Raw genomic sequence first — 25,299 nt, 5'->3', positions numbered from 1 at the left:
GGCCGGTCAGCGCAGCCGCCGCTCCAGCAGGATCGCGCCGCGCCCCGGCAGCAGCGAGGCGCACCACTTGCGCAGGTCGGCCGGCTTGGGCCCGCTCACCTCGCCCCCGTCCAGCAGGTCGGCCCAGTCGAGCAGCGACTCCGCCAGCATGAGCGGCACCCCCTGCCGCTCGTGCACCTCGGCCGCCGCCTCGAAGTGCTCGGCCGCCCGCTGCGGCGAGCCCGTCGCCACGCACAGGTGCGCCAGGTAGTGGTGCCCGCAGTGGTGGGCCACCGCCCCGTGGCCGAACGTCTCCCCGTCGGCGGCCAGCGAGCCGTACAGCTGCCCGGCCAGCTCCGCCCGCCCCAGGTGGGAGGCGGCCACGGCGAGGTTGTCCAGGGCGGGCCGGTGGGCCATGTTGCGGGGCGGAACGGCCCCGTTGTCAGCCAGGATGCGGTCGAGCAGGGGCCCGGCCTCCTCGTCGGGCAGCTCGCACAGATACCGCAGGATCGCGTGGACCGGGTCCACGCGCGGCGCCTGGGCGGCCCGGCGGAGCCGGTCGCGCAGCTCCCACAGCCGCCCCTGCAACCGCCGGATCTCGGCGATCTGCTCCGCGTAGATGGCCACGGCCTCCAGGCGGCGGCCGATCTCCGAGCCGAGCCGCAGGGCCGCCTGCGCCTCCGACTCGGCCTGCGCCAGGTCGCCCTGCATCAGCGTCAGGCCGGCCCTGGAGTAGCCGATCAGCCAGTTGAGGTGCGGCTGGGCCAGCCGGCGCGCCAGCTCGTCGGCCTCGTCGAGCAGCATCGCGGCCCTGGTCACGTCGCCGCCGTCGAGCACGGGGGGAGTGCGCTGCACGTACGCGTGGAACAGCGCCAGGTCGTCCCCCGTGCGGCGGGCCGCCTCCAGCATCTCGTCGCCGTCGCGGTGGCGCTGGTGCAGCGGGTCGGCGGGGATGATCGTCAGGCTGCGCTGCCCCAGCACGCCGGCGAGCGTGCGCGGATCGCCCGACTTGCGGGCCAGCGCCACGGCCTCGTCGCTCAGCGCGAAACGCCGCTCGCCGTCGGGCGCCCAGATGAGCTCGGAGGCGAGCTGGGCCGCCAGCAGCGCCCGGGTGCTCAGGTCGGTGGAGTCGACCAGCTTGCGCGCCTCGGTCAGCAGCGCGATGCGCTGCTGGTCGGGCGCCGCCGAGATGGTGGAGAAGCCGCGGTCGCCGCCCAGCGCCGCGATCACGATCAGGTCGGGGCGCTCGCACTGCCTGGCCAGGTCGGCCGCCCGCACGAGGGTCTGCCTGGCGTCGGGGTCGCCGGCCAGCCACATGGCCCGGCCGCACTCCACCAGCAGCTCCGCGCGCCGCTCCAGCGTGGCGCCGGGGAAGTCCGCCAGCAGGTCGAGCACCCGCTGGTACCAGGTGACCGCCTCGCGGTGCGCCAGCCCGGCCAGCGCGTGCTGCGCGGCGTGCACGGCCGCGTCCGCCGCCGCGCTGACCCGGGCCGGGTCGCGGCCGTGCCCGGCGGCGGCCAGCAGGTGGGTGGCCACGACGTACGGGCGGGTCTCCATGGCGCGCGGGTCGGTCTGGCACAACGCGTCGGCGACCTTGCCGTGCAGCAGCCCCGCCCGCGGCGCGGACAGCTTGGCGTAGAGGGCGGTCCTGGTCAGCTCGTGGGAGAACCGGCAGGACCCGCCGTCCGACATGGTGACCAGGCCCGCGCCCATGGCCTCCTCCACCGCGGCCACGAACCGGGCCTCGTCGAGCCCCAGCCCCGCCCGCAGCTCGGCCGACTCCATGCGCTCGCCGACGGCCAGCAGGTTGACCAGGTCTCTGGCGTCCGGGTGGAGCTGCGAGAGCCGGGCCATGACCATCCTCGTCACCGAGTCGGGCACGGTCAGGCCGTCGAGCTCCTTGCCCGCGGCCAGCTCCCTGACCACCTCGCTGACCAGGAACGCGTTGCCGCCGGTGATCCGGTGCAGCAGCTCGGAGTCGCCGCCGCCGCGCACCTCCGCCAGCGCGTGGGAGACCTCGTCCAGCCCGAAGGAGGGGACCTCGATCGTGCGGCTGTCGGCCGTCAGCTTGTGCAGCTCCGGCAGGGCCGACTCGGCCGGCAGGGGCCGGGAGGTGGCCAGGACCAGCAGCGGCAGGGCCTCGGCGTCCCACATGAGGGCGTTGAGCATCTGCAGCGACTCCAGCGTCGCCCACTGCAGGTCGTCGATCACCAGCAGCACCGGCCGTACGGTGGTCAGGCGCTCGATCAGCGTGCGGGCCGCCGCCATCAGGTGGTAGCGCTCCGACACGGGCTCGGTGGCCGGCGGCACCTCCAGCGACAGCGGGGGAGCGGCCAGCGAGGGCGCCAGGCGGACGAGCTGGCCGCACTGCTGGTCGACCCCGGCCCGCAGCAGCAGCGCGGGCGAGGCGCGGGCCAGCCGCTCCACCGCCCCGGCGATCGGCTCGTACGCCCGTCGCGCCGGATCCGTGCACCGCCCGGCCAGCACCGTGAACTGCCGCTTGAGCGCCCGCCGGGCCACCTCCGAGGCCAGCCGGGTCTTGCCGACCCCCGAGTCGCCCTGGAGGATCACCAGCCCGCTGCCGAACTCGGCGGCCGCCAGCTCCCCGTCGAGCGCCCGAAGCTGCTCGTCCCGGCCGACGAACGGCAGCACGTGACCGTCCTCCAGCCAGGGGGCCAGCCCGGCGACCTGGTGGTGGTCGGCGCTCTGCCAGTGCAGCTCGTACGTGTGCAGCGGCTCGCGCAGCCCCTTGCCCGGCAGCCGCCCCAGGTCCTTGAACTCGTGCCGGCTGCGCCCCTGCGCCAGCCGCCGCACCAGGTCGGTGCAGAGCACCTGGCCGCCCTCCGCGATGGCGACCAGCCGGGCCGCCTCGACGGTCGGCAGCCCGCTGACGTCGTCGTGGCCCCAGCACACGTCGCCGGCGGCGAGCGCGGCCCTGATGGAGATCTTGTCGGGGGCGCGCTCGTTCTCGTCGGCCACCGCCTGCTGCACCGCGATGACCGCGTCGAGCCCGGCCGTGGCCGAGTCGAAGACGGCCATCAGCCCGTCGCCCAGGCTCTTGGTGAACGTCGAGCCGCTGGCCGTCACCACGGAGCGCAGCAGCTGGTAGAGGCGGCGGAAGACCTCGTTGGCGCGTTCCTCGCCCAGCCTGATGCGCATGGCGGTGGAGCTGACCACGTCGGTGAACAGGATGGTCGCCGTGGTCAGCGTGCCGGGCGGGTGCGGAGCGGTCACGTGGGCCGCTCCTTCAGCCGCCGCGCGGGCGCGCGTACCTTCTGGCGGACCGTGCGGCGCAGCTCGCGCGTCTTCACGGCGGTGCGCGACTGCCTGATCCGCCAGGCGCCGGCCAGGTCCTCGGGGATCCGGAAGGCCGCCTGCCCGTCGGAGTGGCGGTCGACCAGGGCGACCACGATCTGCCGCCCGAGCCTGCGCACCAGCCAGCGGACGACGCCGTCCACCGGGCCGGCGAGCGCCGCGTGCCGGTTGGCCGCCCGGCCGGCCGCGAACAGCGCGGTGAACCACCAGGCGGGCTTGGGCACGCCCAGCAGCTCGGGCACCCGGTCGGCGCCGTACTCGGCGTCGCGGAAGACCCAGTGCACCAGGCTGCGCGGCAGCTTGCGCCACCCCAGGTGCATGAACTCCTCCATCTCCTCCAGCAGCCTGGCCATCAGCCGGCGGCCCTCGTCGCTGGACTCGTACAGGCGGCCCAGGCGCTCGCTGACCGGCTCGACGTCCTCGAGCGTGAGAGGCCGGTCACGGCAGGCCTCCACGCCCATGAGATGGCCGAACACGCTCCACGTGTAGAGGTGGGCCGCACGCTGCTCCTCGGAGAGCGTCACGCCCATACTCTCCAAAGCCTCCCATGTCACCACAGAGAAGTCGAAGATGGTGGCCAGCAGGAGCTCCTGGTTGACCGGAGGGCCGAACCGCGCGGTGTCCCAGTGGTCACCGAACCGCTCGTTGACCAGGGCGCGGACGAAGGAGTGCAGGATCCGCAGGCCGAGCGCCGTGGTGTGCCCGGGGCGGCCCGGCTCCAGGCTGTTGGTCGCTTTCAAGCCCATCACGTCGACCAGCATCTGGCCGGTCTCGGCCACCCGGCGGGTGAGGCTGTGCGTGGCCAGCCGGGACACGCCGGCCAGCACCTTGGCGCTGGACACCTCCACGTACGCCATGGGCAGGCACTTGCAGAAGAGCGCGGCCGACTGGTAGAGCCCGTAGTCGGCGAAGACGGCCTGCCCCTTGGCCAGCAGCTCGCGGTCGTCGCCCCAATCGGGCAGGTCCGCGGCGAAGTCGATGGCCTCGAAGATCGCGGAGGCGGGCGGCTCGCCCGACGGCGCCCTGGCCTCCCGCTTGGCCGCCGCCAGCTCCTGGATCACCGCCTTCACCAGCTCCAGGGGCCCGCTTCCCGGGGGCTGGTCGTCCAGGTATCCGGCCACGACCTTGTCGATGTCCGGGTCGGCCTGCTGTCGCAGCTGGCGGAATCTCTCCTCCGGCCAGCGTTCGTGATCGTTCATCTACCCCGTACTCCAGATTCGGTCAGAGGCCGCCCCGTTTCCGCAGGGCGGCGACGTCCAGCAGCGTGATCGCCCGGCCTTTGACGGCGATGAGGTTTCTCGCCACGAGGGACTGCAGCGCCCGGTTGACCGCCGGCCGCGACGCGCCGATGAGCGCGGCGAGGTCGGACTGCGTCAACCCGGGCAGGTCCACCACCCCGTCGTCGTGGCCGTGCTTGTCGGCCAGTTGCAGCAGCAGCTTGGCCAGCCGCCCGCCCAGGTCGAGGAAGGCCAGGTCGGCCGCCTGGTCGGTGAGCCTGCGCACCATGTGGCCGAGCAGGCGAAGGAACTCGTCGGCCAGCCCGGGATGCTCGCGCATCAGCTCCAGGAGCCGCGCCCTGGGCAGCGCGAACACCCACGCGGGGCGCACCGTCACGATCGACGCCGAGCGCGGCGAGTTGTCCAGCAGCGCCAGCTCGCCGAAGGTGTCGCCGCGGCCCAGCATGTTGAGCACGATCTCGTCGCCGTGCTCGGTCGTGAACACCACCTTCACCAGGCCGTCCAGCACCACGTAGAGGGACTCTCCCGGATCCCCCTGGTGGATGATGATCTGCCCGGCCCGGTATCGCCGCGCGATCCCGGCCCGCGCCGTGTTCTCGATGCCGCTCTCTCCGAGTACGCGGAACAGCGGGATCTCCGCCAGCACGGAGGCCACCGGCTGGACATCGCTCGGGAACCCGCTCATGCAAGAACTTTAGGCCGCATCCCGCGCACGAACAGTCGACCGTCCTGGATGTCCCGATTGTGATGAGGAACACATCGTGACTGTCACGTGCGAGACAGCCCCTGGCGATCACTCGGCGCACCGTTGTGAGGCCGGGCGGTGATGGCGACCCCCCGAGTGCCCGGCCCGGCAGGGAGATCGACATGTACGTGGACACCATCGAACGGCCCGATACCGCCACCCTCGTATCGGCCGCCCAGGACGGCGACGCCATGGCCTGGGAGCGGCTGATCGAGGAGTTCAGCCCCATGCTCAAGACCCGAATCCGCCGGTTCAGGCTCAGCCACGAGGACGCCCAGGACGTGCTCCAGACGACCTGGCTGCTGGCCTGGCAGAACCTCAGGAGCGTGGCGGACGGCCAGCGCATGGCGGGCTGGCTGGCCACCATCGCCTTCCGCGAGTGCCTGAAGCTCACCAAGCGGACGAAGGAGATCTGCACCCCTGACCTCGACACGCTGGGCAGCACGGACGACGTGGACAGGGAGCTGGCCAGGATCTGGCTGGCCGGCACGCTCGACGAGCTGGTCGAGGAGCTGCCGGCGGCGCAGCGGGTCCTGTTCAGAGCGCTCACGGAAACCTCCGAGCCGCACTACGTGGACGTGGCGCGCAGGCTGGGCAGGCCGGTCGGGAGCATCGGGCCCACCCGAGCCCGCACGTTCGCGAAGCTCCGCGGGCTCCTGCAGGCCCGCGAGATCACCAGGGACTTCCTCGACTGACTCACTTCATCGACGGGTCGAGCCGGATCGCCTCCAGGAACGGCTCGAAGTCGAAGTGCGCCATCTCGAACACGTCCGGGTCGCTCTCCGCCGGATACTCGTAGATCCTGCGGCCGCCCCGGGTGAGCATCATGTTGACGGCCTGCGGCACCAGCCCGAGCTCCATCTCCCGGGCGAGGCCGTCGGCGACGTCCTTGGCGAAGGGCACGTCGTAGAGCGCGCTCACGTGCTGGTAGACGCGGAAATAGCTGACGATGAAGCGCATGCGGTCGCGGTAGGACACCCAGTCGGCCACTCCGGCCGTGGACGCCTCCCGGTCGGCCGTGATGAACTCCTCGGCCAGCTTGCGGACCTTCTCGTTCTGGATCGGCGCCCAGACCTCGTCCAGGTCCACGCCCTCCGGCGCGGTGAGCGGCCGGCCCACCTTGATGTCGCTGAGCGGGGTCTGCACGGCGAACAGGTGGCGGGTGTAGAGCGAGGACCACTTGCCCTCCAGCCAGCGCGTCAGCCACGGCTGGTCCTCGTGCCGCGCGGCGTACAGGCGGAACCTCGGGAAGCGGCGCCGGGTCACCAGCGAGCGCAGCGAGCGCCACGACACCCGCGTCAGCCACCGGACCGGCCGGTAGAGCACCAGCTCGAGGGCCTTCTGCGCGCGGGCCTGCTCGTAGGCGGACAGCGCCACGCAGGCGCCGAACATCAGCTCGGCGCGGGCCTCGGGGTCGGCGGTCCGCTTGGCCTCGACCAGGAGCTGCGCGGCGTCCTTGAGATAGCGGGGGTCGGCCTCGGCCAGCAGGTCCGTCAGGAACGCCGGCGGGCTCGGCGTCAGGTCCGACTCCGGGCTGACCTTGAGGAAACGGTCGGGCGAGTCGTTCCACAGGTTGACCGCGAGGCTGGCGGTCTCCAGGAAGATGGCCCGGTTGGCGAGCGCGAGCCCGAGCTGGTAGCTGGGCCCGAGCAGGGTGAGCAGGAACGCCCTGAACACCCTTCTGAACCGGTGGGGCACCCGCATCCTGCGGCCGAAGTCCAGGATGAACGGAGAGTCGGGGCTCAGGTCGAGGCTCTCTCCGATGGCCTTGGAGGTCCAGGTGGCGTAGCAGTACCAGTTGTTCGCGTCCTTGCCCAGGTGCTGGGCGAGGTCCCCGGCGACGCGGTGGTAGCTGTAGGCGATGACCATCGCTTCGAGTGCCGGGCTCCGGTCCTTGTAAGCGGCGATGCGCAGCACGTCGTCCGCGGTCATCGGAGTGTCGGACATGGGATCTCCCGTTGGTTCGCCTCAAGGAGACAAGAGCGTCTCCAGCGGCGTCAGATACGTCAGGCGGCCGGTCTTTCCCCCGTGGCCGCCAGCCAGGAGCGTAGGGCGCGTGACTTACGGCGGGCTTGCAGGACGCCGGTCGGCCGCGGCAGGGCCCCCGGCGGCAGGAAGCGCAGCCGGAAGCGGCGCCCGGCGCACGTGAGGTCGACGCGCAGGGGCCGCCAGCTCGCCCGGATGTCGGCGCGGGCCAGGGTGAAGACCGTCTCCTCGTTCGTCACGTAGGACAGCAGGCGATCGGTGGCGATCAGCGCGCCCATCGCCGCGGGACCGGACCGGCCGTGATCCCACCACACGGGGTTGAGCACCAGAGACATGGCGGCTCCGTCCACGGCCGCCCCGGGCGGGCCGCCCGGGGCGGCGGCCCTCATTCCTTGACCACAATCTTGCTGATCACCACGAAACCGCCGAGCGCCCCCGCGGTGCCGGCGGCGGTCGTGGTGGTGAGGTTGACCACCAGGTCATAGGTGCCGGGCGAGAGCTGACCCCGCATCGGGACGGAAGCGGTGTACCTGCCCGAGCCAGGCGTGAAGGTCAGTTCGACAGGGGGTGAGGGGTGCCTGGTCTCACCGCCGCCCAGCAGGTCGGCGATGATCTCCAAGTTCCAGCGGCCCGCCAGCCAGTCGATGAGCTCGCCGGCGACCTCCCAGCTCACGTCCACGGTCCAGCCCTCGTTGCGGTGCACGACGTTCGTGGGTTGCGCGCCGGGATCGACAACCTGGCCGTGGAGAACGCCGGCGAGCTGCTCGGCCGGTACTTTCATCACCTGGAATTCTCCGGTTGCCATTCCGATCTCCTTTCCGGTGGGAACGTCGTCCCCGTGTGAAGGAGCAGAGCGGCAACCCAGGTGGCGAAATACGTGTCCGTTCTGTCAATAAATGCCGGGCATTGGTCAGATGCCGGTGCCGACCCTGAGACGCACCATGTCGGGGGTGAGCCCGTCGATCCCGCCGGCGCCGAGCAGCTGAAGGGTGCGTACGAGCTCCGCGCGCAGCAGCTCCAGCGCCCGCCGCACCCCGATCTCGCCGCCCGCCATCAGGCCGTACAGGTAGGCCCGGCCGATGAAACAGGCCCGCGCGCCGAGCGCGACCGCGGCGGCGACGTCGGCCCCGTTGCGGACGCCTCCGTCCAGGAACACCTCCGTGCGATCCCCCACGGCGGCCACGACCTGGGGCAGCAGCTCCAGCGGCGTGGCGGCCCGGTCGAGCTGCCGCCCGCCGTGGTTGGACACCACCAGGCCGTCCACCCCGAGGGCGGCCAGGTCCTTGGCGTCGTCCACCCGCTGCACGCCCTTGACCAGCAGCCGCCCCTGCCACGCCGAGCGGATCCACTCCAGGTCGTCCATGGTCACGGAGGGGTCGAACATCAGGTTCGTGAGCCCCGGCAGATCGTCCGGGGCGCCTTCGATGGTGGCGAACCTCAGCGGCTCGCTGGTGAGGAAGTCGAACCACCACGCCGGGTGCCGCAGCGCCTGCAGCGCGCTGCGCCAGCGCAGGGACGGCGGGACCGTCAGGCCGTGCCGCACGTCGCGCAGCCGCGCCCCCGCCACCGGCACGTCGACGGTCACGACCAGCACGTCCATGCCCGCCTCGCGGGCCAGGGCGAGCGTCTCCAGGTTGCGCGCGCGGTCGCGGACCACGTACAGCTGGAACCAGTTCCACCCGCCGGGCGCGGCGGCGGCCACGCCGGCGGCCGTCGTGGTGCCCATCGTGGACAGCGTGTAGGGGACGCCCGCGCGCTCGGCCGCCCTGGCCACGGCCCGCTCGCCCTCGCGGTGCATCATCCGGGTGAACCCGGTGGGCCCGAGCACGACCGGCATCGCGATCCGCCTGCCCAGGATCTCGACCGCGGTCGGGGCCCGCGACACGTCGCGCAGGACCCGCGGGCTGAACTCCACCCGCCGGAACGCCTCCACCGCCCTGGCCATCGACAGCTCGCCCTCGGCCGCGCCGTCCACGTAGTCGAACACCATGTGCGGGGCGCGTCTCCTGGCGAGCAGCCGGAGATCGGCGATGTCGGCGGCGTCGGCCACCCGCCGCGCCCTGGACAGCCGCGGACGCCGGGGCACGACGGCCCGCAGCTCCCGCCAGCGGGGCAGGCGCCGGGGTTCCTTCGCGTTCCCGTCGATGTCTTGGACGCTACCAAAAGGTACGGTGAGACCGTGATCGACGACTCGACGGCACCGGCGGGGGACTTGGCGGGGCCCGCGCGGGAGTGGGCGGTGCCGGTTGGGGACCCGGCGGTGCTGGGGCGGGACTGGGCGGTGCTCGCGGGGGACTCGCCGGCGTCCCTCGCCACGGGGGCGGAGCTGATCGCCCGCTGGTCCGAGCCGCACCGCCGCTACCACACCCTCGACCACCTGGCCGCCGTGCTCGCCGGGATCGCCCAGCTCGCGGCCGCGGCGGACGACCTGCCCGCCGTGCTCCTGGCCGCCTGGTTCCACGACGCCGTCTACGACGGGCGGCCGGGCCTGGACGAGGAGCGCAGCGCCCAGCTCGCGCAGTCGAGGCTGCCCAGGTGCGGGGTCCCCGCCGCACGGGTCGCCGAGGTGGCCCGGCTGGTACGCCTCACCGCCGCCCACGACACGCTGGCCGCCGGCGACCGCGACGGCGCCGTCCTGTGCGACGCCGACCTGGCCGTGCTGGGGCTGCCCGGCTACGACGACTACGCGGGGCGGATCCGGCAGGAGTACGCCCACGTGCCCGACGAGCTGTTCAGGGCGGGACGGGCCGAGGTGCTGCGCCGCCTGCTGGCCGTACCGCGCCTCTACCGGACCGGACGCGCCCGCGAGCTGTGGGAGGAACGGGCGCGGTCGAACATGACACGCGAGCTGGCATCGCTCACGTCGGACCGCGACACGCCATGACCTGCGGGCGCGGTCAGCGGCGCTTACGGCGGCGCAGTCCGGACGCGACCAGCCGCAGGAGCAGCTCGCGCGAGCTGACCGCCTCGGCCCCCAGCTCCACCGCCCGGGCGTGCACGGTCTCCGGCACGTCGTAGTGGTCCCGGTCGAAGGCCCGCTCCGGCACCCCCAGCCGCGAGGCGAAGTCGTGCAGCTCCTCCAGCGAGCGGTCGCTGACCAGGTGCGACCACATCAGGCCGCGCGGCCCGGGCCAGTTGGGCGGGTCGATGAGAACGGTCACGCCGTCAAGGGTAGAGCCGCTCCCACCGGCCCGCGCTCCGGGATCACTTGGCCCGGGTCACGCCGTCGTGGGCGGGACCCTGCCACGGACCGCCAGCTCGCTCAGGTCGGACACCACGACCTCGGCCCCCGCCGCGCGCAGCTCCGCCGCCTCCGCCCCGTCCCTGGCCACCGCGACGACCAGCCCGAACCCGCCCTTCCCGCCCGCCTCCACCCCGGGCAGCGCCGCGTCCACCACCGCGGCCCCGGCGGCGGGCAGCGCCAGCCGGCGCGCCGCCTCCAGGAAGAGGGCGGGGTCGGGCTTGCCGGGCAGGTTCATCAGGGCCGCGTCGTTGCCGTCCACCACCAGGTCGAACAGGTGCAGCACACCGGCCGACGTGACCAGCTTGCGACCGTGCAGGCTGGCGGAGACGGCCGCCGTACGCGCGCCCCGCTGCCGCAGCTCGTGCAGGAGCGAGACCGTGGACGGGAACGCGGCCACCCCGTACTTGTCCACCTGGGCCATGAAGACCTGGTCCTTGGCCAGGCCGAGCCCGTGCACGGTGGCCGCGCCGGGCTCGTCGTCGGGCGAACCCTCGGGCACCGTGATGCCGCGTGCCCCGAGGAAGGTACGGATGCCGTCGAGGCGCGGGCGGCCGTCCACGTACCGCAGATAGTCGTCCCGGATGTCGAACGGTGTCGAGCGGCCGCGCAGAAAGGCGTCGAAGACGTGCTTCCAGGCGGCCGCGTGCCCCCGAGCGGTGTCGGTTACCACGCCGTCGGTGTCGAACAGGACGGCGCTGATCGTGGTCAGATCGATGACAGGCTCGTTCACATGGCGAACGTAACCGCTCTACCAGGCGACGGGTAGCTCTTTGACCCCGTACACGATGGCGAGTTCCCTGAACGGCACCTCGCCCGCCACGTGCAGCCCCGGGAAGCGGCGCAGCAGCGCGGGGAAGGCGATGCGCATCTCCATCTGCGCCAGCGGCGCGCCGATGCAGCGGTGGATGCCGTGGCCGAACGCCATGTGCGAGCCCGCCGTCTCCCTGCCTGGCTGCACCTGGTCCATGTCCTCGCCCAGGGCGGGGTCGCGGTTGGCGCCGGTGAGCGAGCAGAGCACCATCTCGCCCTTCTTGATCGGTACGCCGTGCAGCTCCAGGTCGTCGCGGGCGAAGCGGGGGAAGGCCACCTGCACGACCGTCATGTAGCGCAGCAGCTCTTCGACGACGTCGTTGATGTAGCCGTCGACCTCGCGGACCTTGGCGGCCTGCTCGGGGTTCTGCAGCAGCCACAGGGTGCCCAGGGCGAGCATGCTGGTGCTGGTGTCGTGCCCGCCGGTCAGCAGCCCGTCGGCCATGCTGGCGAGCGTACGGTCGTCGAGCTCGTCACCGTGCTCGCGCAGCAGCTGGCCGAGCAGTCCCTCCCCGGGGTTCTGCCGCTCGCGGGCGACCAGGTCGGTCAGATAGGCCATGGCGTCGTTGATCGCCTGCAGCGACGCCTCCGGCCCGGCCGTGAAGTCGAACCGGTCCTTGCTGATCTTCACGAAGTCGGCGCGCTCCTCGTACGGGACGCCCAGCAGCTCGCACACCACCAGCGACGGGATCGGCAGCGCGAACTCCTCCACCAGGTCCACGGGGGAGCCCTTGGCCTCGATGCGGTCCAGGTGCTCCTCGACCATCGCCTCGATGCGCGGCTCCAGCCTGCGCAGGCGGTGCATGGTGAACTCGGGCGTCAGGTACTTGCGCAGCCGCGTGTGCTCGGGCGGGTCGCGGAACCCCAGGCCGCCCGGGTCCTCCTGGTTGGAGCCCAGGCCGATGACCCCGGCGAAGTCGTTGCTGAAGCGTTCGTGGTCGCTCAGGACGCCGCGTACGTCCTCCCAGCGGGTGACGAGGTAGACGGTCTGGCTGCCGGGGATCTCCATGGGGAAGACCGGGTGCTCGGCCCGGATCCGTCCGAGCTCGCCCACGGGGTCGAAGCCTTCGCGCATGAACTGGACGAGGGGGAACTCATTGTCTGACATCGATATCCGTCCTGCTGGGATACATCACGCCATCTTGGGATAAATCCCTCCATAGATGGTGCCACCCGGAGCGGCGGATGTTGCCCTCCGAAAGGACGAATTTCCCCTCCCCCTCGCGGCCCCCACCGCCTCCCTCACCTGGCCGTCCTACGCACCCTGACCAGCCAGAACCCCGGTCACCTCATCAGGCGGCGGCTCGGTCCGGTCGCGGGCGTACAGGAGCGGCTCGGGCACCGGGGCCTCCGCCGACAGCGCCGGCGGGGCGGGCTTGGGCTTGCGTGGCTCGCGCACCCCGCCCTCGCCACCCTCCGGCGGGTCGTCGAACGGGAAACCCCTCTCGCCGGGCCAGTGCGGCTCGCCGGGGCCGTATCCGGGCATCCAGGCGGGTGCGCCGCTGGGAAGAGCGCGGCGTCTGCGTGATCGCTTGCTCACCATCCCCTCCTCGCGGCCCATTGTGCGCCCGCCCCCGCCCCACGACCACCCCCAACTCCACACCTCTATCCCCAACGTCACCACCTCCTGGCCGCGTCTCCCACCGCCGCGCCGCGTCTCCCACCCCGCTCCGCTCTGGGCCGCGCCGTCCCACGCCCCGCCCCGGCCCGCGCCGTCCCATATGCCCCAGCTCGCAAGTCGCTCGCCCGTGCGCCGCTTCGGTTCCGTGCGTCGCTGGGCGTTGCTTCGGGCCGCCGTGCCGCGTGCCGTTCGTGGGGTGTTCGGGGTCGCTCGGGGGCCGGGGCAGTTACGCTCCGCGTGCTGTTTCGTCGTTGGACCGCGCCATCCGGAGGGCGACCCGCCTGGCGCGGCACGACGGGCCCCCGGAGGACGGCTTGTGCGGAGACGTCGGAACTGCAGTGAAACAGGGGCAAAATGGGGCGGCAGATGGCGTTTGGCGTACAAGATGGCGACATTCTGCGATGATCTCGTCGCATAGAGCCGGAGTTTGAGCCCCCACGGATAGTGACAGATGCCGACATTTGAGGAAATAGCAGCCTTCGTCACCGAGAAGCCGCTCGCCACCGCCGTCATCGCGTTGCTGAGCCTGGCGGGGCTGGCGCTGGCGTTCCTGGTGCTCAGGATCGTCTGGCGGGCCACCGCCTGGTTGTTCTCCCGGTACGTCGCCAACCGTCCCATCGAGGACGTGCTGACCATCGTCGCCGCCTCCATCGCCACCGGCGTGTCCGCGCAGGGCATGTGGCGCTTCTCCGGCGACGTGCTCGGCCTGGACGGGCCGCTGCGGCTGCTGCTGTTCGCGTTCATCGAGGTCGCGATCATCACGAGCGCGGTGCGGGCCCGCCGCAACATGCGCGAGAACTTCTCCGCCGGCATCGACGGCATCGCCGTGTGGGCGCTGACCTGCCTGACCGCCGTACTGTCCAGCATGGACGCGCGCAGCCTGCCCGAGGCGGTGTTCAGGCTCGCCGCGCCGCTGGTCGCCGCCTGGCTGTGGGAGCGCGGCATGGCCATCGAGCGGCACCGCATCCGTGGCACCGGCCGCATCAACTGGCGGCTGACGCCCGAGCGGCTGCTGGTCCGGGTCGGGCTGGCCGAGGTCAGCGACCGTACGGCGAGCGAGGTCGACGCCCACCGCCGGCTGACCAGGGTCGCGCTGGCCGCCAAGCGGGCCAAGGCGCTGCGCGAGAACGGGGCCTCCGAGCGCAAGATGCGCGCCGCGCTGGCCAAGCTCGACAAGGCCATGGACCAGGCCGTCGAGCACACCGGGCTGGCCGTCGACCAGGGCCGCCAGGAGGCGCTGCTGGCCCAGATCGCCGCCCTCTACAACACCACCGCCCTCATCGACGCCGACCCCCGCGTGCCGTGGGAGCCCGAGCCCGAGCGCAACCCGGTGCCCGCCCGCCCGGCGCTGCCGCCCGCGCTGGCCGAGCTCGTCGAGGAGGAGGACGAGGACATCGAGGTGCTCGACACCACCCCGCAGGTCGTCGACACCGCCCAGCGGGCGGCGCTGATGCGCCAGGCCCGCGCGTTCTGGGACCGGCAGATCGCCAAGGGCATCGTGCCGCGTACGGTGGACATCGCCCAGGAGATCGGCATCTCGCTGGCCACGGCGCGCGAGTATCGTGCCCTGTGGAAGCTCGAGCCGCAGGCGCACGCCCTCATCGAGGCGCTGTTCCAGCAGCACGGCATCGTCGACACGGGCGCCTTCCCCGCCATCGCGGACGACGGGCGGGTGCTGACCAAGTCCTAGAGGAGCACGTTTGCGGGAGCGCACGCTCGAGCGCGTCAGGAAACTCCTGGCCAAGGCCGAACGCACCGACAACGAGCACGAGCGGGCGACGTTCATGGCGGCCGCGTCGGCGTTGATGGCCAAGCACGGCATCGACTCGCTCCCCCCAGCGGGCACCCGGCAGACGCCCGGCGACCGGGTCGTCACCCTGCCCAACCCCTGGGCCAGGGAGAAGGCCCGGCTGGTCAGCCTGGTCGCGCAGGCCGTGCGCTGCCGCCCCCTGCTCATCGGGCGGGGCGAGGGCGGGCAGCGGGTGCACGTGTTCGGGTTCGCGGCCGATCTGGAGCGGGCCGACCTGCTGGCCACGTCGTTGCTGCTGCAGATGGCGACCGGGCTGGCGCGGGTGCGGGTGCCCGACGGCGTGACCGCCGTGCGGGCCTACCGGCGGTCGTGGCTGCTGGGGTTCACGGACGAGGTGTACCGGCTGCTGTGCGTGGCCGAGTCACAGGCCGAGCAGGCCAGTACGGGCGCCGCGCTCGTCCTGGCCGACCGCCGGGCCGAGGTCGAACGGGCGGTGGCCGCTCACTATCCGGACATCCGGGTGAGCGTGCCCAGGACGAGCGGCACGGGCTACCGGGACGGGGTGGCCGCCGGCCGCCGCGCCGACCTCGGCCGTACCGGAATGACCACCGACACGGCCCCCGAGCTGGCCCCCGGCCACTGACCCGCGCGGCCAGGGGCCGGCGTGCTCAGCCGAGGGCGTCGGATACCAGGGAGCGGGCCTCCTCCTGCACCTTGGCCAGGTGGTCGGGCCCGCGGAAGGACTCGGCGTAGATCTTGTAGACGTCCTCCGTCCCCGACGGCCGGGCCGCGAACCAGGCGTTCTCCGTCGAGACCTTCACCCCGCCGAGCTCGGCCCCGTTGCCGGGCGCCGTGGTCTGGACGGCCGTGATCGGCTCGCCCGCCAGCGACGACGCCTTCACCTGAGCGGCCGAGAGCTTCCCGAGCACCGCCTTCTCCTCGCGCGTGGCGGGGGCGTCGACCCGGGCGTACGCGGGCTCCCCGAACCGCTCGACCAGCTCCCGGTAGTGCGCGCTCGGCGACCTGCCGGTGACGGCCTGGATCTCGGAGGCCAGCAGCGCCAGGATGATCCCGTCCTTGTCCGTGGACCAGACGGACCCGTCGCGCCGCAGGAACGACGCTCCCGCGCTCTCCTCGCCCCCGAACCCCAGCGACCCGTCCAGCAGTCCCGGGACGAACCACTTGAACCCGACCGGCACCTCGTACAGCCGCCGCCCCATGGACTCCACGACCCGGTCGATGATCCCGCTGCTGACCATCGTCTTGCCCACCCCGGCGGCCGCGGGCCAGCCGTCGCGGTGCGTGTAGAGGTAGGAGACGGCGACGGCGAGGTAGTGGTTGGGGTTGAGCAGGCCGCCGTCGGGGGTGACGACGCCGTGCCGGTCGGCGTCGGCATCGTTTCCGGTGGAAATGTCGTACTTATCGCGATTGGCAATGAGAGAGGCCATCGCGTACGGCGACGAGCAGTCCATCCGGATCTTCCCGTCCCAGTCCAGCGTCATGAACCGCCACGTCGGATCCACCAGCGGATTGACCACGGTCAGGTCGAGCCGGTGCCGCTCCGCGATCTCCCCCCAGTACGCCACGCTCGCCCCGCCCAGCGGATCGGCCCCTATGCGCACCCCGGCCGCCCGGATCGCGTCCAGGTCCACCACGGACGGCAGGTCGTCCACGTACATCCCGAGGAAGTCGTAACGCCCCGCCGCCTCCACGGCCTTCGTGTAGGAGACCCGCAGCACGCTCTCCAGCCCGCTCGCCAGCAGCCGGTTGGCGCGGTCCTGGATCCACGTGGTCGCGTCGGTGTCGGCCGGACCGCCGTGCGGCGGGTTGTACTTGAACCCGCCGTCGCCCGGCGGGTTGTGCGACGGCGTGATCACGATGCCGTCGGCGAGCCCGGTGGTGCGGCCGTGGTTGTGCCGCAGGATGGCGTGCGAGACGGACGGGGTCGGCGTGTAGCCGTCGCGGGAGTCGATCAGCACCTGGACCCCGTTGGCGACCAGGACCTCCAGCGCGGACACCCGCGCGGGCTCCGACAGCGCGTGCGTGTCGACGCCGAGGAACAGCGGCCCGTCGGTGCCCTGCATCCGCCGGTATTCGCAGATGGCCTGCGTGGTGGCCAGGATGTGGTCCTCGTTGAACGCCGTCCTCAGCGACGACCCCCGGTGCCCCGACGTGCCGAACGCCACCCGCTGCCCCGGGTCGCCGGGATCGGGATGCAGCGCGTAATAGGAGGTCACGAGCCTGTCGACGGCCACGAGGTCGGCGGGCTGGGCTGGCTGTCCTGCGCGTTCGTGCGTCATGTAGGCCACTTTACAAATCCGCCTCCGGCCGGCGGATGGGCGCGGCCGGGCGTGGGAAGGTACAGTTCCGTCGATTACTAGAACGGAGTTCGGTTCCTATGCGATTCGGTTATTACCTGACAGAGCCCAAAGGAGATGACCCGATCGGCGGGTTGCGCACCCAGATCGCCCAGGCCGCGCAGGACGGCTTCACCTCGGCCTGGCTCTCCAACATCTTCGGCCTCGACGCCCTCACCGCCCTGGCCGCCGCCGGGAACCCGGTGCCCGGCATCGAGCTCGGCACCGCCGTCGTCCCGACCTACCCGCGCCACCCGGCCGTGCTGGCCCAGCAGGCCATGACCGCCAACGCCGCGCTCGGCGGGCGCCTCGCGCTCGGCATCGGCCTGTCGCACCAGATGGTCATCGAGGGAATGTACGGCCAGAGCTTCGAGCGCCCGTACCGGCACATGAAGGAGTACCTGGACATCCTGCTGCCGCTCAGCCGGGGCGAGCACGTCAAGTACGAGGGCGAGACGCTCAAGGCCAACCTGCGGCTCACCACCCCCGGCGGCGGCTTCCCCGTGCTCGTCGCCGCGCTCGGCCCGCGCATGCTCAAGCTGGCCGGCACCGTGGCCGACGGCACCGTCCTGTGGATGACCGGCCCCAAGACGGTCGCCCAGCACGTGGCGCCCACCATCACCGCGGCCGCCGCCGAGGCGGGCCGCGCGGCGCCCAGGATCGTCTGCGCGCTGCCGATCTGCGTCACCGACGACCCCGCCGCCGCCGTCGATCGCGCGAACGAGATCTTCGCCGTCTACGGACAGCTCCCCTCATATCGTGCGATGCTCGACAGGGAAGGCGCGGCCACCCCGGGAGACGTCGCCATCGTGGGCGACGAGGACGCGGTGCTGGCCAAGCTCGACGTGCTGCGGGAAGCCGGTGTGACCGACTTCGTGGGCTCGGTGTTCGCGAGCAAGGAACGCACGCGGGCGCTGCTGATCGGCGCGGCGAAGGGCTGATCCCAAGACATCTCCATAGTTCTCCGGCGGGGTGAAGATCGCTTGCTGCATGGCGTTGATGTGTCCGACTGGCAGGGGCCCGTCGACTGGGCCGGCCACGCGGCGGCCGGGGTGAGCTTCGCGTTCGCCAGGGCCACCGAGGGCGGCGACTCCATCGACAAGCTGTTCGAACGCAACTGGACCGGCCTGCGCGAGAGCCGGATCGTGCGCGGCGCGTACCACTGCGCCAGGCCCGGGGGCGACCCGATCGGGCAGGCGCGCCACTTCCTGGCCGCGATCGACGAGGCGGGCGGGTTACGCGCCGGCGACCTGGTGGCCCTCGACCTGGAGACCGACGACGGCCTGCGCCCCGAGCAGGTCGCCCGCCACGCGCGCCGCTGGTGCCACCACGTCGAGCGGCACGGCGGCGTACGGCCGTTCGTCCACACCTTCCGGGCGTTCGCGCGGGGCGGACACTGCGCGGGCCTGGGCGAGTACCCGTTATGGATCGCCGCCCCCGACAAGCCGCGCGGCGAGCCCGCGGTGCCGCCGCCCTGGCGCGGCTGGGCCGTCCATCAGTACGTCCACAGCCCGCTCGACCGCAACGTGTTCCACGGGACCCGGCAGGAGCTGACAAACCTGGGGTTTCACCCGCGATAGCATCGGTGTTCACCATCGAAGCAGCTCCGGTGTCGAGCGCCGGGGCGCGATCCAAGGGAGTCACCGTGTCAGCCGAGCTACGCATCACCCTCGCCGGAGCCGAGCGTGTGGTCGCGGCCGGCACGACGGCCGGAGAGGCCCTCGAGGCCGACGGCCGCTCGGTCATCGCGGCCCGGGTCAACGGCGAGCTCCGTGACCTGGCGCACCCGCTGTCCGAGGGTGACGCGGTCGAGCCGGTCGAGGTCTCCAGCGAGGACGGCCGGGCCATCGTCCGCCACTCCACCGCCCACGTCATGGCGCAGGCGGTGCAGGAGCTGTTCCCCGAGGCCAAGCTGGGCATCGGGCCGCCCGTGGACAACGGGTTCTACTACGACTTCGACGTGGCCCAGGCGTTCCACCCCGACGATCTCAAGCGCATCGAGAAGCGCATGCGGGAGATCGTCAAGCAGGGGCAGCTGTTCTCCCGCCGGCCCGTCTCCGACGACGAGGCGCGCGAGGAGCTGGCGGCGGAGCCGTACAAGCTGGAGCTGATCGGGCTCAAGGGCGGCGCGGCGGACGAGGAGTCCGTGGAGGTCGGGGCCGGGCAGCTCACCATCTACGACAACCTCGACCCCAAGACCGGCGAGCTGCAGTGGAAGGACCTGTGCCGCGGCCCGCACGTGCCCTCCACCCGGTCGATCCCGGCGTTCAAGCTCATGCGCTCGGGCGGCGCCTACTGGCGCGGCAGCGAGAAGAACCCGCAGCTCCAGCGCATCTACGGCACCGCCTGGGAGTCCCGCGAGAAGCAGGACGACTACCTCAAGCTGCTGGAGGAGGCCGAGAAGCGCGACCACCGCAAGCTGGGGGTCGAGCTCGACCTGTTCAGCTTCCCGCCGGAGCTGGGCAGCGGCCTGCCGATCTTCCATCCCAAGGGCGGGATCATCCGCAAGGAGATGGAAGACTACATGCGCCGGCGGCAGGCGGAGGCGGGCTACGAGTTCGTCAACACCCCGCACATCACCAAGTCGTCGCTGTTCGAGACCTCGGGGCACCTGCCGTGGTATGCCGACGACATGTTCCCGGCGTTCGAGCTGGAGGGCATCGAATACCGGGTCAAGCCGATGAACTGCCCGATGCACAACCTGATCTTCAGGGCGCGCGGGCGGTCCTACCGCGAGCTGCCGCTGCGGCTGTGCGAGTTCGGCTCGGTCTACCGCTACGAGAAGTCGGGCGTGGTCCACGGCCTGACCCGGGTGCGCGGCATGACGCAGGACGACGCGCACATCTACACCACCCGGGAGCAGATGGCCGATGAGATCAAGTCGCTGCTGAGGTTCGTGCTCAGCGTGCTGCGTGACTTCGGCCTGCCGGAGTTCTACCTGGAGCTGTCGACCCGCGACGAGTCCGACAAGTTCATCGGCGAGCCCGCCGAGTGGGACGAGGCGACCGAGGCGCTGCGCCAGGTGGCCACCGAGTCGGGGCTGGAGCTGGTCGACGACCCGGGCGGCGCGGCCTTCTACGGCCCGAAGATCTCCGTTCAGGCCAAGGACGCGATCGGGCGCACCTGGCAGCTGTCCACCATCCAGCTCGACCTCAACCAGCCCAAGCGCTTCGGCCTCGAATACCAGGCGGCCGACGGCAGCAGGCAGACGCCGGTCATGATCCACCGGGCGCTGTTCGGCTCCGTCGAGCGCTTCCTCGGCGTGCTCACCGAGCACTACGCGGGCGCCTTCCCCCCCTGGCTCGCGCCGGTGCAGGTCACGGGCATCCCGATCGCCGACGCGCACGTGTCCTACCTGCAGGACGTCGCCAAGAGGCTGCGCGAGCGCGGCATCCGGATCGAGGTCGACGCCTCCGACGACCGGATGCAGAAGAAGATCCGCAACGCGCAGAAGGCCAAGGTGCCCTTCATGCTGCTGGCCGGTGACGACGACATCGCCAATGGCGCGGTGTCGTTCCGCTACCGCAACGGCGAGCAGAAGAACGGCGTCCCGATCGAGGAGGCCGTGGCGGAGATCGTCAACGCCGTGGAGCGGCGCGTCCAGGTCTGACGCGAAGAACGGAAGACGGCGGGGCCTTTCGGCTCCGCCGTCTTCCGTTCTCGGGGGATCAACGGAGAAACAGGCGGAAGGTGATGGCGGGGCGGCCGCCGAAGCGCTCGGCCGCCTGGTGGGCGAAGCCTTCGATGAGGTCGCGGGCGTACGACTCGGGGTCCTGGTCGGTGAGCGCCTCGATGTAGGCGCGGTGCTCGACGAGCGAGCGCACGCCGCGCTCCAGGCCGTCGGTGACGTCCACGGCGTGGGTGGGGGAGTCGGTGCCCGCGACGGCGACCCAGCGGACGCCGTCCCAGGGCTCTGCCTCCGTATCCGGAAATATCCACCTATTTCCCGCGTCCCCGGCGGCGTCCAGGACGGCCCGGCCCACGGCCCGGTGGTCGGGGGTGTTCCAGTACGTTCCGCCCCAGGTGTCGTCCGGGTTCAGGGTGATCACCAGCTCGGGGCGGTGCCTGCGGATGGCGGCGGCGAGGTCCTTCCTGAGCGCGACGCCGTACTCGATCACCCCGTCGGCGTGGTCGAGGAACTCCACGTTCGTCACCCCGACGACGGCCGCGCTGGCCCGCTCCTCCCGCTCCCGCACCGGCCCCGCCTCGGCCGGGGCGAGCGTGTCGATGCCCGCCTCGCCCCTGGAGACCATCAGGTACGCGACCTCGCGGCCCTGGTCGGTCCAGGTGGCGACGGCGGCGGCACACCCGTACTCGAGGTCGTCGGGGTGGGCCACGATGGCGAGCGCGCGCTGCCAGTCGTCGGGCATGGGCTCCAGCTGATCGGTCATGGCCCACACCCTAAGGGCGCTCCGCGGCGGCCGCAGGTGCGAGCGGCGTGACGACGGGCGCCTGGACGGGTGTCAGAGGGGGGAGGGGAGGGTGTCGTCGGGGGAGGTGTCGCGGAGGGGGCGGCGGGGCTCGCCGGGGAGGCGGACGTCGTCGACCGTCACGTTGACCTCCGCGACCCGCATGCCGAGCATGTGGCTGACGTTCCTGGCCACGTTCGTCTTGACCTCGGAGGCGACCTCCATCACCACGTGCCCGTACTCCACCACGATGGTCACGCTCACGGCCACCGTATGGTCCTGGATCTGCGCGCTGACCCCCTGATTGGCGCGCCGGGAGCCGATGCCGATGCGGTCGCGTACGGACTCGAAGGCCCGCGCCAGGTCACCGCCCAGGTCGGCGACCCCGGTCACCTCGAGCGCCGCCAGGGCGGCGACCTTGATCCGACCCTTGACGACGGCGCCGAAGGAGGGCGCCTCCGAGGGCGGTGCGCTGGTGGACGGGGGGCTCACGTCGTCGACCGGGTCGGGAGCGGGGGCCGCGGCCGGGCCGGGGGTGTCGGCGAACGGGGTGTCGGTGGACGGGGTGTCGGCGGACGGGGTGTCGGCGGACGGGGCGGAGTGGACGGTCGGCAGGGGCTCGTGCTCGGCTAAGTCGTGCTCGGCTAAGGGCGTCACTCATTGCGGCTTCCTGTAGGCGATGCTTGGGATTGTGCCGGAAGAGCGGGCCGTTTGTCCGTGGTCCTATGCTGCTAGGTATGCACGATCAGGCAGGGGCAGGGTCCCCCGACAACTTCCAGCGTCTGTGGACCCCGCATCGCATGGCCTACATCAAGGGCGAGAACAAACCGACGGGCAACGGCCCCGATGACGGGTGCCCGTTCGACGCGATCCCCAAGATGAGCGACGAGGACGGCCTGATCGTCGCCCGGGGCGAGACGGTCTACGCCGTGCTCAACCTCTACCCGTACAACTCCGGCCACCTGATGGTGGTCCCCTACCGGCACGTGTCCGACTACGACGAGCTGGTGCCGGCCGAGCTGGTCGAGCTGGGGGAGTTCACGCAGAAGTCGCTGCGCGCGCTGCGCAAGGCCAGCGGCGCGCAGGGCTTCAACGTCGGGATGAACCTCGGACACGTCGCCGGCGCCGGCATCGCCGCGCACCTGCACCAGCACGTGGTGCCCAGGTGGGGCGGCGACACCAACTTCATGCCGGTCGTGGCCCAGACCAAGGTCCTGCCGCAACTGCTCCGCGACACCCGCCAGCTGCTCGCCGACGCCTGGGACTGACCCGACGGCTGCTCGCCGACGCCCGAGACTCGCCCGCCGGGACCAAACCGCCCCGGGCAGGGCCCCGCGCCCGTAGGAACGCCCCCGGGAGGGCGCCGCCGGACGGGTGCCGCGTCCGAGAGGGCGTCACTTCGCCGGGGGGCGCCCCCGAGGGGGCGCTACTTCGTGGCGATCGCTAAGTCCGACGACACCCGGCCCGCCACCGGCTCGCGGTCGCGGCGCAGCGCGCCGATGCCGGTGGCCAGCAGCAGGGGTACGGCCAGCGCCAGCGCCATGGACAGCACCGCCGCGCCCGAGTCGTTGACGAGCATCCCGACCACGCCGCTCACGAGCGTGCCGATCAGCCCGGCGCGCAGCGCGGGGGAGTGCTCGAACGCGGCCGGCACCACCCCGGCCGAGGCCTGTTCGGGCCGCAGGATCGCGTAGACGAGGAACGCGGCGGCCGCGATCACGATCGGCATGAGGTTGGGGCTGAGCAGGGTGGCCAGCATGGCCTGGAGCTTGCGCAGGATGACGTCGAACGCCTCCCCGCTCAGCACCTGCCCCACGAACCTGCCCAGGTGCGTCTGCTCGTCCGCCGGCTTCAGGTAGTTGAGCCAGGCGAACGACATCACGATCAACCCGCCGGCCACCAGGAACGCGCCCAGCTTCACCAGCGAGACCCGCCTGCCCGCCAGCAGCAGCGCGGTCACCGCGATGCCCGGCACGAACGCGATCACGCCGCCGAAGTCACTGCCCATCCCGGACCCGCCGAGCACCATCGCGAACGTCCCCAGCCCCACGATCGCGGCCAGCCCCACCTTGCCCGGCCACCGGTGCGCGATCACCGTGGTGGCCAGCAGGGTGCCGGTGGCCAGGAGCGCGAACGGGATGTTCCCGAGGCCGTAGTAGCGGGCCCCGACGTCCGCGCTGTAGCCCATGATGCTGTTGAGCTGCAACGTCGTACCGGTCAGCAGGTCGCCCGCCAGCGTGAGCGCGGTGATGCCGGCCACCACCGCCAGCGGCCCCAGAGGCCGGCGCCGCCACGGCCCCGCGAACGCCACCGCTGTCACGACCGTCGCCCACCCGAGCACCCCGGCCACCAGCTGCGGCAGGCTCGACCAGGGCAGCAGGTTGACCAGGTAGCTGGAGACGGGCAGGGCGGCGAGGGCGACGGCCGCGAAACGTACCGGTGCCAGGCCCTTGCGACGGCGCAGCAGCAGGAACGCGACCAGGTAGAACAGCACCTGCAGCACGGCCACGACCGTGAAGTAGATGCCCTTGACCGAGCGGATCGCCTGCGCGGTGGCGTCGGCCCGCTGGAGCCGTTCGAACGTCGCTCCCGGCCCGCCGACCTGCAGCGGGACGCCCACCACGGTGCTCGGGACCGGCACCTCGAGCTTGGTCAGGATGGTGGAGGTCAGGTCGGGCAGGATCGAGATGTCCTCGCGGCGGGTGGAGGCCGCGCCGAGCAGGTGGCCCTGCGCACCGGGCTCGCGCAGCGCGGCCACCCGCAGGTGGGGTACGGAGCCGTGGTCGGACAGGCCCGCGAGCAGCACCGTCGTGTCGGCGGGCAGGATCGACAGCAGCGCGCCCGCCTTGGCGTCGGCCATCCGCAGCGCGTCACGCCGCTCGGCGGCGCTGAGCTGGTCGGGCACCTTGGGCAGCTTGCCGCTGGTCAGGTAGGGGCGGACCAGGTCGTCCACGTCCATGGCGATCATCCGGCAGCGTTCGAGGTCGGGCGTCCTGACCTGGAGCGGGGAGGAGCGGTACTGCTGGACCGCGCCCTGCCGGTCGGCCAGGCCCAGCGCGGCGCCGGGGCCGATGGCGATCGAGCACTGCCCGGCCGCCTTGAGCGACTCGCCCAGCGTGCCCGCGTTGCGCTGCCCGGCCACGTCGATGAGGTAGCGGTAGTCGGGGATGACCGCGCCCGCGCCCTGCTGCTCGGGCACGGGGGGCGCGCCGCAGCTGTATCCGGCCGCGGACCTGGTGCCCGCCGACACGGTCAGCCAGCCGTCGTAGGGGCAGGTCACGCCGCCGACGGTACGTATGGACAGCGAGCCGATCGCGCTGGACCTGGTCAGGTCCCACAGGTTGGGGGAGTCCGCCTGGGTGATGTCGTTCCAGTGCAGGCCGGACACGCCGATGAGCGCGACCCGGCCCGCGCTCGCGTCCTTCGTGGCCTGGGCCGGGCCGGTGAACAGTCCCTGACCGATCAGAGCCTGCCCGACCAGCACGGCCAGCACGACTAGCGCGCGCCTCATTCCGATGACCTTCCGTGATCGAATGGTTCCGTGGCACGGTAGAGCAAGGTCATGTTCCGGCGCCACCGGACCCGACTACCCTCTCATGCGGTGCATGTATCACGTGCGCCGTTTCATTTGGGTGAGCTTTTCCCGCTTGTGGGCGGTTGGGGTGGGGTGGCCGGGCGGCGTGCGCCTTGCGCCGGGCTCCGCCGTACGACGTCTCGCCGTTGCGGCGCTTGTTCGGGGGGCCGGGGACGCGGCATTGAGGGAGTCCCCGGCGTCGCGCGGGTCCGGGGTGGCGCGGCCCCGGTGGGACGCGGTCTCAGGGTGGCGCGGGTCCGGGGTGGCGCGG

23 protein-coding genes are annotated in these 25,299 nt (G+C 72.2%); 8 read left to right on the top strand and 15 right to left on the bottom strand.

The genetic code is table 11. The features are described 5' to 3' along the window. Positions 1-6: 6 nt before the first annotated feature. Genes H4W80_RS16260 through H4W80_RS16250 form a run of 3 tightly spaced genes read right to left on the bottom strand, consistent with a single transcriptional unit; the run spans position 7 to position 5,217 of the window. Positions 7-3,213 carry an ATP-binding protein gene (locus tag H4W80_RS16260; protein ID WP_192785868.1) on the bottom strand — a complete coding sequence of 1,069 codons (3,207 nt, stop codon included), beginning with the start codon at positions 3,211-3,213 and terminating at the stop codon, positions 7-9. After that, on the bottom strand, positions 3,210-4,493 hold the full coding sequence (locus tag H4W80_RS16255; protein WP_192785867.1) for an oxygenase MpaB family protein: 1,284 nt from the start codon (positions 4,491-4,493) through the stop codon (positions 3,210-3,212). The genes H4W80_RS16260 and H4W80_RS16255 overlap by 4 nt, the downstream gene beginning before the upstream one ends. A gap of 22 nt (positions 4,494-4,515) precedes the next feature. Beyond that, positions 4,516-5,217 carry a Crp/Fnr family transcriptional regulator gene (locus tag H4W80_RS16250; RefSeq protein WP_192785866.1) on the bottom strand — a complete coding sequence of 234 codons (702 nt, stop codon included), beginning with the start codon at positions 5,215-5,217 and terminating at the stop codon, positions 4,516-4,518. 182 nt (positions 5,218-5,399) lie between these two features. Between H4W80_RS16250 and H4W80_RS16245 the strand changes: the two genes are divergently transcribed. Then, positions 5,400-5,972 (top strand): RNA polymerase sigma factor, encoded by a 573-nt coding sequence (locus H4W80_RS16245; protein WP_192785865.1) that lies wholly within the window; start codon positions 5,400-5,402, stop codon positions 5,970-5,972. Position 5,973: 1 nt separating this feature from the next. Here the strand turns inward: H4W80_RS16245 and H4W80_RS16240 are convergent, their stop codons facing one another. The 4 genes from H4W80_RS16240 to H4W80_RS16225 form a co-directional block, all read right to left on the bottom strand. After that, on the bottom strand, positions 5,974-7,224 hold the full coding sequence (locus tag H4W80_RS16240) for a hypothetical protein (RefSeq protein ID WP_192785864.1): 1,251 nt from the start codon (positions 7,222-7,224) through the stop codon (positions 5,974-5,976). Positions 7,225-7,283: 59 nt separating this feature from the next. Beyond that, positions 7,284-7,598: a hypothetical protein gene (locus H4W80_RS16235; protein ID WP_192785863.1), complete on the bottom strand. Its 315-nt coding sequence runs from the start codon at positions 7,596-7,598 to the stop codon at positions 7,284-7,286. A 50-nt stretch (positions 7,599-7,648) separates the two neighbouring features. Beyond that, positions 7,649-8,068 (bottom strand): hypothetical protein, encoded by a 420-nt coding sequence (locus H4W80_RS16230; RefSeq protein ID WP_192785862.1) that lies wholly within the window; start codon positions 8,066-8,068, stop codon positions 7,649-7,651. Between the two features lie 105 nt (positions 8,069-8,173). Next, entirely contained in the window at positions 8,174-9,349 is a 1,176-nt protein-coding gene (locus H4W80_RS16225; protein WP_318786892.1) for an alpha-hydroxy acid oxidase, read from the bottom strand. A 153-nt stretch (positions 9,350-9,502) separates the two neighbouring features. On the opposite strand from H4W80_RS16225, the gene H4W80_RS16220 reads away from it, so the two are divergent. Then, positions 9,503-10,147 carry an HD domain-containing protein gene (locus tag H4W80_RS16220; protein WP_378526631.1) on the top strand — a complete coding sequence of 215 codons (645 nt, stop codon included), beginning with the start codon at positions 9,503-9,505 and terminating at the stop codon, positions 10,145-10,147. A gap of 13 nt (positions 10,148-10,160) precedes the next feature. Here the strand turns inward: H4W80_RS16220 and H4W80_RS16215 are convergent, their stop codons facing one another. The 4 genes from H4W80_RS16215 to H4W80_RS16200 form a co-directional block, all read right to left on the bottom strand. Beyond that, positions 10,161-10,424 carry a DUF4031 domain-containing protein gene (locus tag H4W80_RS16215; protein WP_192785860.1) on the bottom strand — a complete coding sequence of 88 codons (264 nt, stop codon included), beginning with the start codon at positions 10,422-10,424 and terminating at the stop codon, positions 10,161-10,163. 57 nt (positions 10,425-10,481) lie between these two features. Continuing rightward, entirely contained in the window at positions 10,482-11,237 is a 756-nt protein-coding gene (locus H4W80_RS16210) for an HAD family hydrolase (RefSeq protein WP_192785859.1), read from the bottom strand. 18 nt (positions 11,238-11,255) lie between these two features. Then, positions 11,256-12,425: a cytochrome P450 gene (locus tag H4W80_RS16205; RefSeq protein WP_192785858.1), complete on the bottom strand. Its 1,170-nt coding sequence runs from the start codon at positions 12,423-12,425 to the stop codon at positions 11,256-11,258. 147 nt (positions 12,426-12,572) lie between these two features. Further along, the gene (locus tag H4W80_RS16200) at positions 12,573-12,803 is read right to left on the bottom strand and encodes a hypothetical protein (protein ID WP_192785857.1); all 231 of its coding nucleotides are present in this window, start codon (positions 12,801-12,803) and stop codon (positions 12,573-12,575) included. 586 nt (positions 12,804-13,389) lie between these two features. On the opposite strand from H4W80_RS16200, the gene H4W80_RS16195 reads away from it, so the two are divergent. Together H4W80_RS16195 and H4W80_RS16190 are read left to right on the top strand one after the other, a co-directional pair. After that, positions 13,390-14,628, top strand: a complete 1,239-nt coding sequence (locus tag H4W80_RS16195) for a hypothetical protein (protein WP_192785856.1) — start codon at positions 13,390-13,392, stop codon at positions 14,626-14,628. Between the two features lie 10 nt (positions 14,629-14,638). Beyond that, positions 14,639-15,331: a DUF2786 domain-containing protein gene (locus tag H4W80_RS16190; RefSeq protein WP_192785855.1), complete on the top strand. Its 693-nt coding sequence runs from the start codon at positions 14,639-14,641 to the stop codon at positions 15,329-15,331. 25 nt (positions 15,332-15,356) lie between these two features. Here H4W80_RS16190 and pgm read toward each other — a convergent pair whose 3' ends face one another. Then, positions 15,357-16,988, bottom strand: a complete 1,632-nt coding sequence (gene pgm, locus H4W80_RS16185; protein WP_192785854.1) for a phosphoglucomutase (alpha-D-glucose-1,6-bisphosphate-dependent) — start codon at positions 16,986-16,988, stop codon at positions 15,357-15,359. A gap of 98 nt (positions 16,989-17,086) precedes the next feature. Between pgm and H4W80_RS16180 the strand changes: the two genes are divergently transcribed. The 3 genes from H4W80_RS16180 (at position 17,087) to thrS (ending at position 20,655) form a co-directional block, all read left to right on the top strand. After that, the gene (locus tag H4W80_RS16180) at positions 17,087-17,986 is read left to right on the top strand and encodes a TIGR03564 family F420-dependent LLM class oxidoreductase (RefSeq protein ID WP_192785853.1); all 900 of its coding nucleotides are present in this window, start codon (positions 17,087-17,089) and stop codon (positions 17,984-17,986) included. 60 nt (positions 17,987-18,046) lie between these two features. After that, entirely contained in the window at positions 18,047-18,625 is a 579-nt protein-coding gene (locus tag H4W80_RS16175; protein ID WP_192785852.1) for a glycoside hydrolase family 25 protein, read from the top strand. Between the two features lie 65 nt (positions 18,626-18,690). Continuing rightward, the gene (thrS, locus tag H4W80_RS16170; protein ID WP_378526584.1) at positions 18,691-20,655 is read left to right on the top strand and encodes a threonine--tRNA ligase; all 1,965 of its coding nucleotides are present in this window, start codon (positions 18,691-18,693) and stop codon (positions 20,653-20,655) included. A 58-nt stretch (positions 20,656-20,713) separates the two neighbouring features. Here thrS and H4W80_RS16165 read toward each other — a convergent pair whose 3' ends face one another. Together H4W80_RS16165 and H4W80_RS63600 are read right to left on the bottom strand one after the other, a co-directional pair. Beyond that, on the bottom strand, positions 20,714-21,436 hold the full coding sequence (locus H4W80_RS16165; protein WP_192785851.1) for a PIG-L deacetylase family protein: 723 nt from the start codon (positions 21,434-21,436) through the stop codon (positions 20,714-20,716). Between the two features lie 72 nt (positions 21,437-21,508). Further along, a complete protein-coding gene (locus tag H4W80_RS63600) occupies positions 21,509-22,111 on the bottom strand; it encodes an Asp23/Gls24 family envelope stress response protein (protein WP_192785850.1) in 603 nt (200 codons plus the stop codon). An 80-nt stretch (positions 22,112-22,191) separates the two neighbouring features. Here H4W80_RS63600 and H4W80_RS16155 point away from each other — a divergent pair, with 80 nt between their 5' ends. Then, positions 22,192-22,722 carry an HIT family protein gene (locus H4W80_RS16155; RefSeq protein WP_225963475.1) on the top strand — a complete coding sequence of 177 codons (531 nt, stop codon included), beginning with the start codon at positions 22,192-22,194 and terminating at the stop codon, positions 22,720-22,722. Positions 22,723-22,880: 158 nt separating this feature from the next. Here H4W80_RS16155 and H4W80_RS16150 read toward each other — a convergent pair whose 3' ends face one another. After that, entirely contained in the window at positions 22,881-24,965 is a 2,085-nt protein-coding gene (locus H4W80_RS16150) for a hypothetical protein (RefSeq protein ID WP_192785848.1), read from the bottom strand. Positions 24,966-25,299 lie beyond the last annotated feature (334 nt).

The organism is Nonomuraea angiospora, from assembly GCF_014873145.1.
GTDB lineage: Bacteria > Actinomycetota > Actinomycetes > Streptosporangiales > Streptosporangiaceae > Nonomuraea > Nonomuraea angiospora.
Note: the sequence above shows the minus strand (reverse complement) of the source record. Positions and strands in the feature narration are given on the sequence as shown.

Excerpts from the sequence above, each read along its gene's own strand:
- H4W80_RS16200 (WP_192785857.1), bottom strand. The coding sequence starts at position 12,803 with ATGCCCGGATACGGCCCCGGCGAGCCGCACTGGCCCGGCGAGAGGGGT.
- H4W80_RS16195 (WP_192785856.1), top strand. The coding sequence starts at position 13,390 with ATGCCGACATTTGAGGAAATAGCAGCCTTCGTCACCGAGAAGCCGCTC.
- H4W80_RS16155 (WP_225963475.1), top strand. The coding sequence starts at position 22,192 with ATGCACGATCAGGCAGGGGCAGGGTCCCCCGACAACTTCCAGCGTCTG.
- H4W80_RS16245 (WP_192785865.1), top strand. The coding sequence starts at position 5,400 with ATGTACGTGGACACCATCGAACGGCCCGATACCGCCACCCTCGTATCG.
- pgm (WP_192785854.1), bottom strand. The coding sequence starts at position 16,988 with ATGACGCACGAACGCGCAGGACAGCCAGCCCAGCCCGCCGACCTCGTG.
- H4W80_RS16180 (WP_192785853.1), top strand. The coding sequence starts at position 17,087 with ATGCGATTCGGTTATTACCTGACAGAGCCCAAAGGAGATGACCCGATC.
- H4W80_RS16240 (WP_192785864.1), bottom strand. The coding sequence starts at position 7,224 with ATGTCCGACACTCCGATGACCGCGGACGACGTGCTGCGCATCGCCGCT.
- H4W80_RS16150 (WP_192785848.1), bottom strand. The coding sequence starts at position 24,965 with ATGAGGCGCGCGCTAGTCGTGCTGGCCGTGCTGGTCGGGCAGGCTCTG.
- H4W80_RS16250 (WP_192785866.1), bottom strand. The coding sequence starts at position 5,217 with ATGAGCGGGTTCCCGAGCGATGTCCAGCCGGTGGCCTCCGTGCTGGCG.
- H4W80_RS16235 (WP_192785863.1), bottom strand. The coding sequence starts at position 7,598 with ATGTCTCTGGTGCTCAACCCCGTGTGGTGGGATCACGGCCGGTCCGGT.
- H4W80_RS16255 (WP_192785867.1), bottom strand. The coding sequence starts at position 4,493 with ATGAACGATCACGAACGCTGGCCGGAGGAGAGATTCCGCCAGCTGCGA.
- H4W80_RS16165 (WP_192785851.1), bottom strand. The coding sequence starts at position 21,436 with ATGACCGATCAGCTGGAGCCCATGCCCGACGACTGGCAGCGCGCGCTC.
- H4W80_RS16205 (WP_192785858.1), bottom strand. The coding sequence starts at position 12,425 with ATGTCAGACAATGAGTTCCCCCTCGTCCAGTTCATGCGCGAAGGCTTC.
- H4W80_RS16230 (WP_192785862.1), bottom strand. The coding sequence starts at position 8,068 with ATGGCAACCGGAGAATTCCAGGTGATGAAAGTACCGGCCGAGCAGCTC.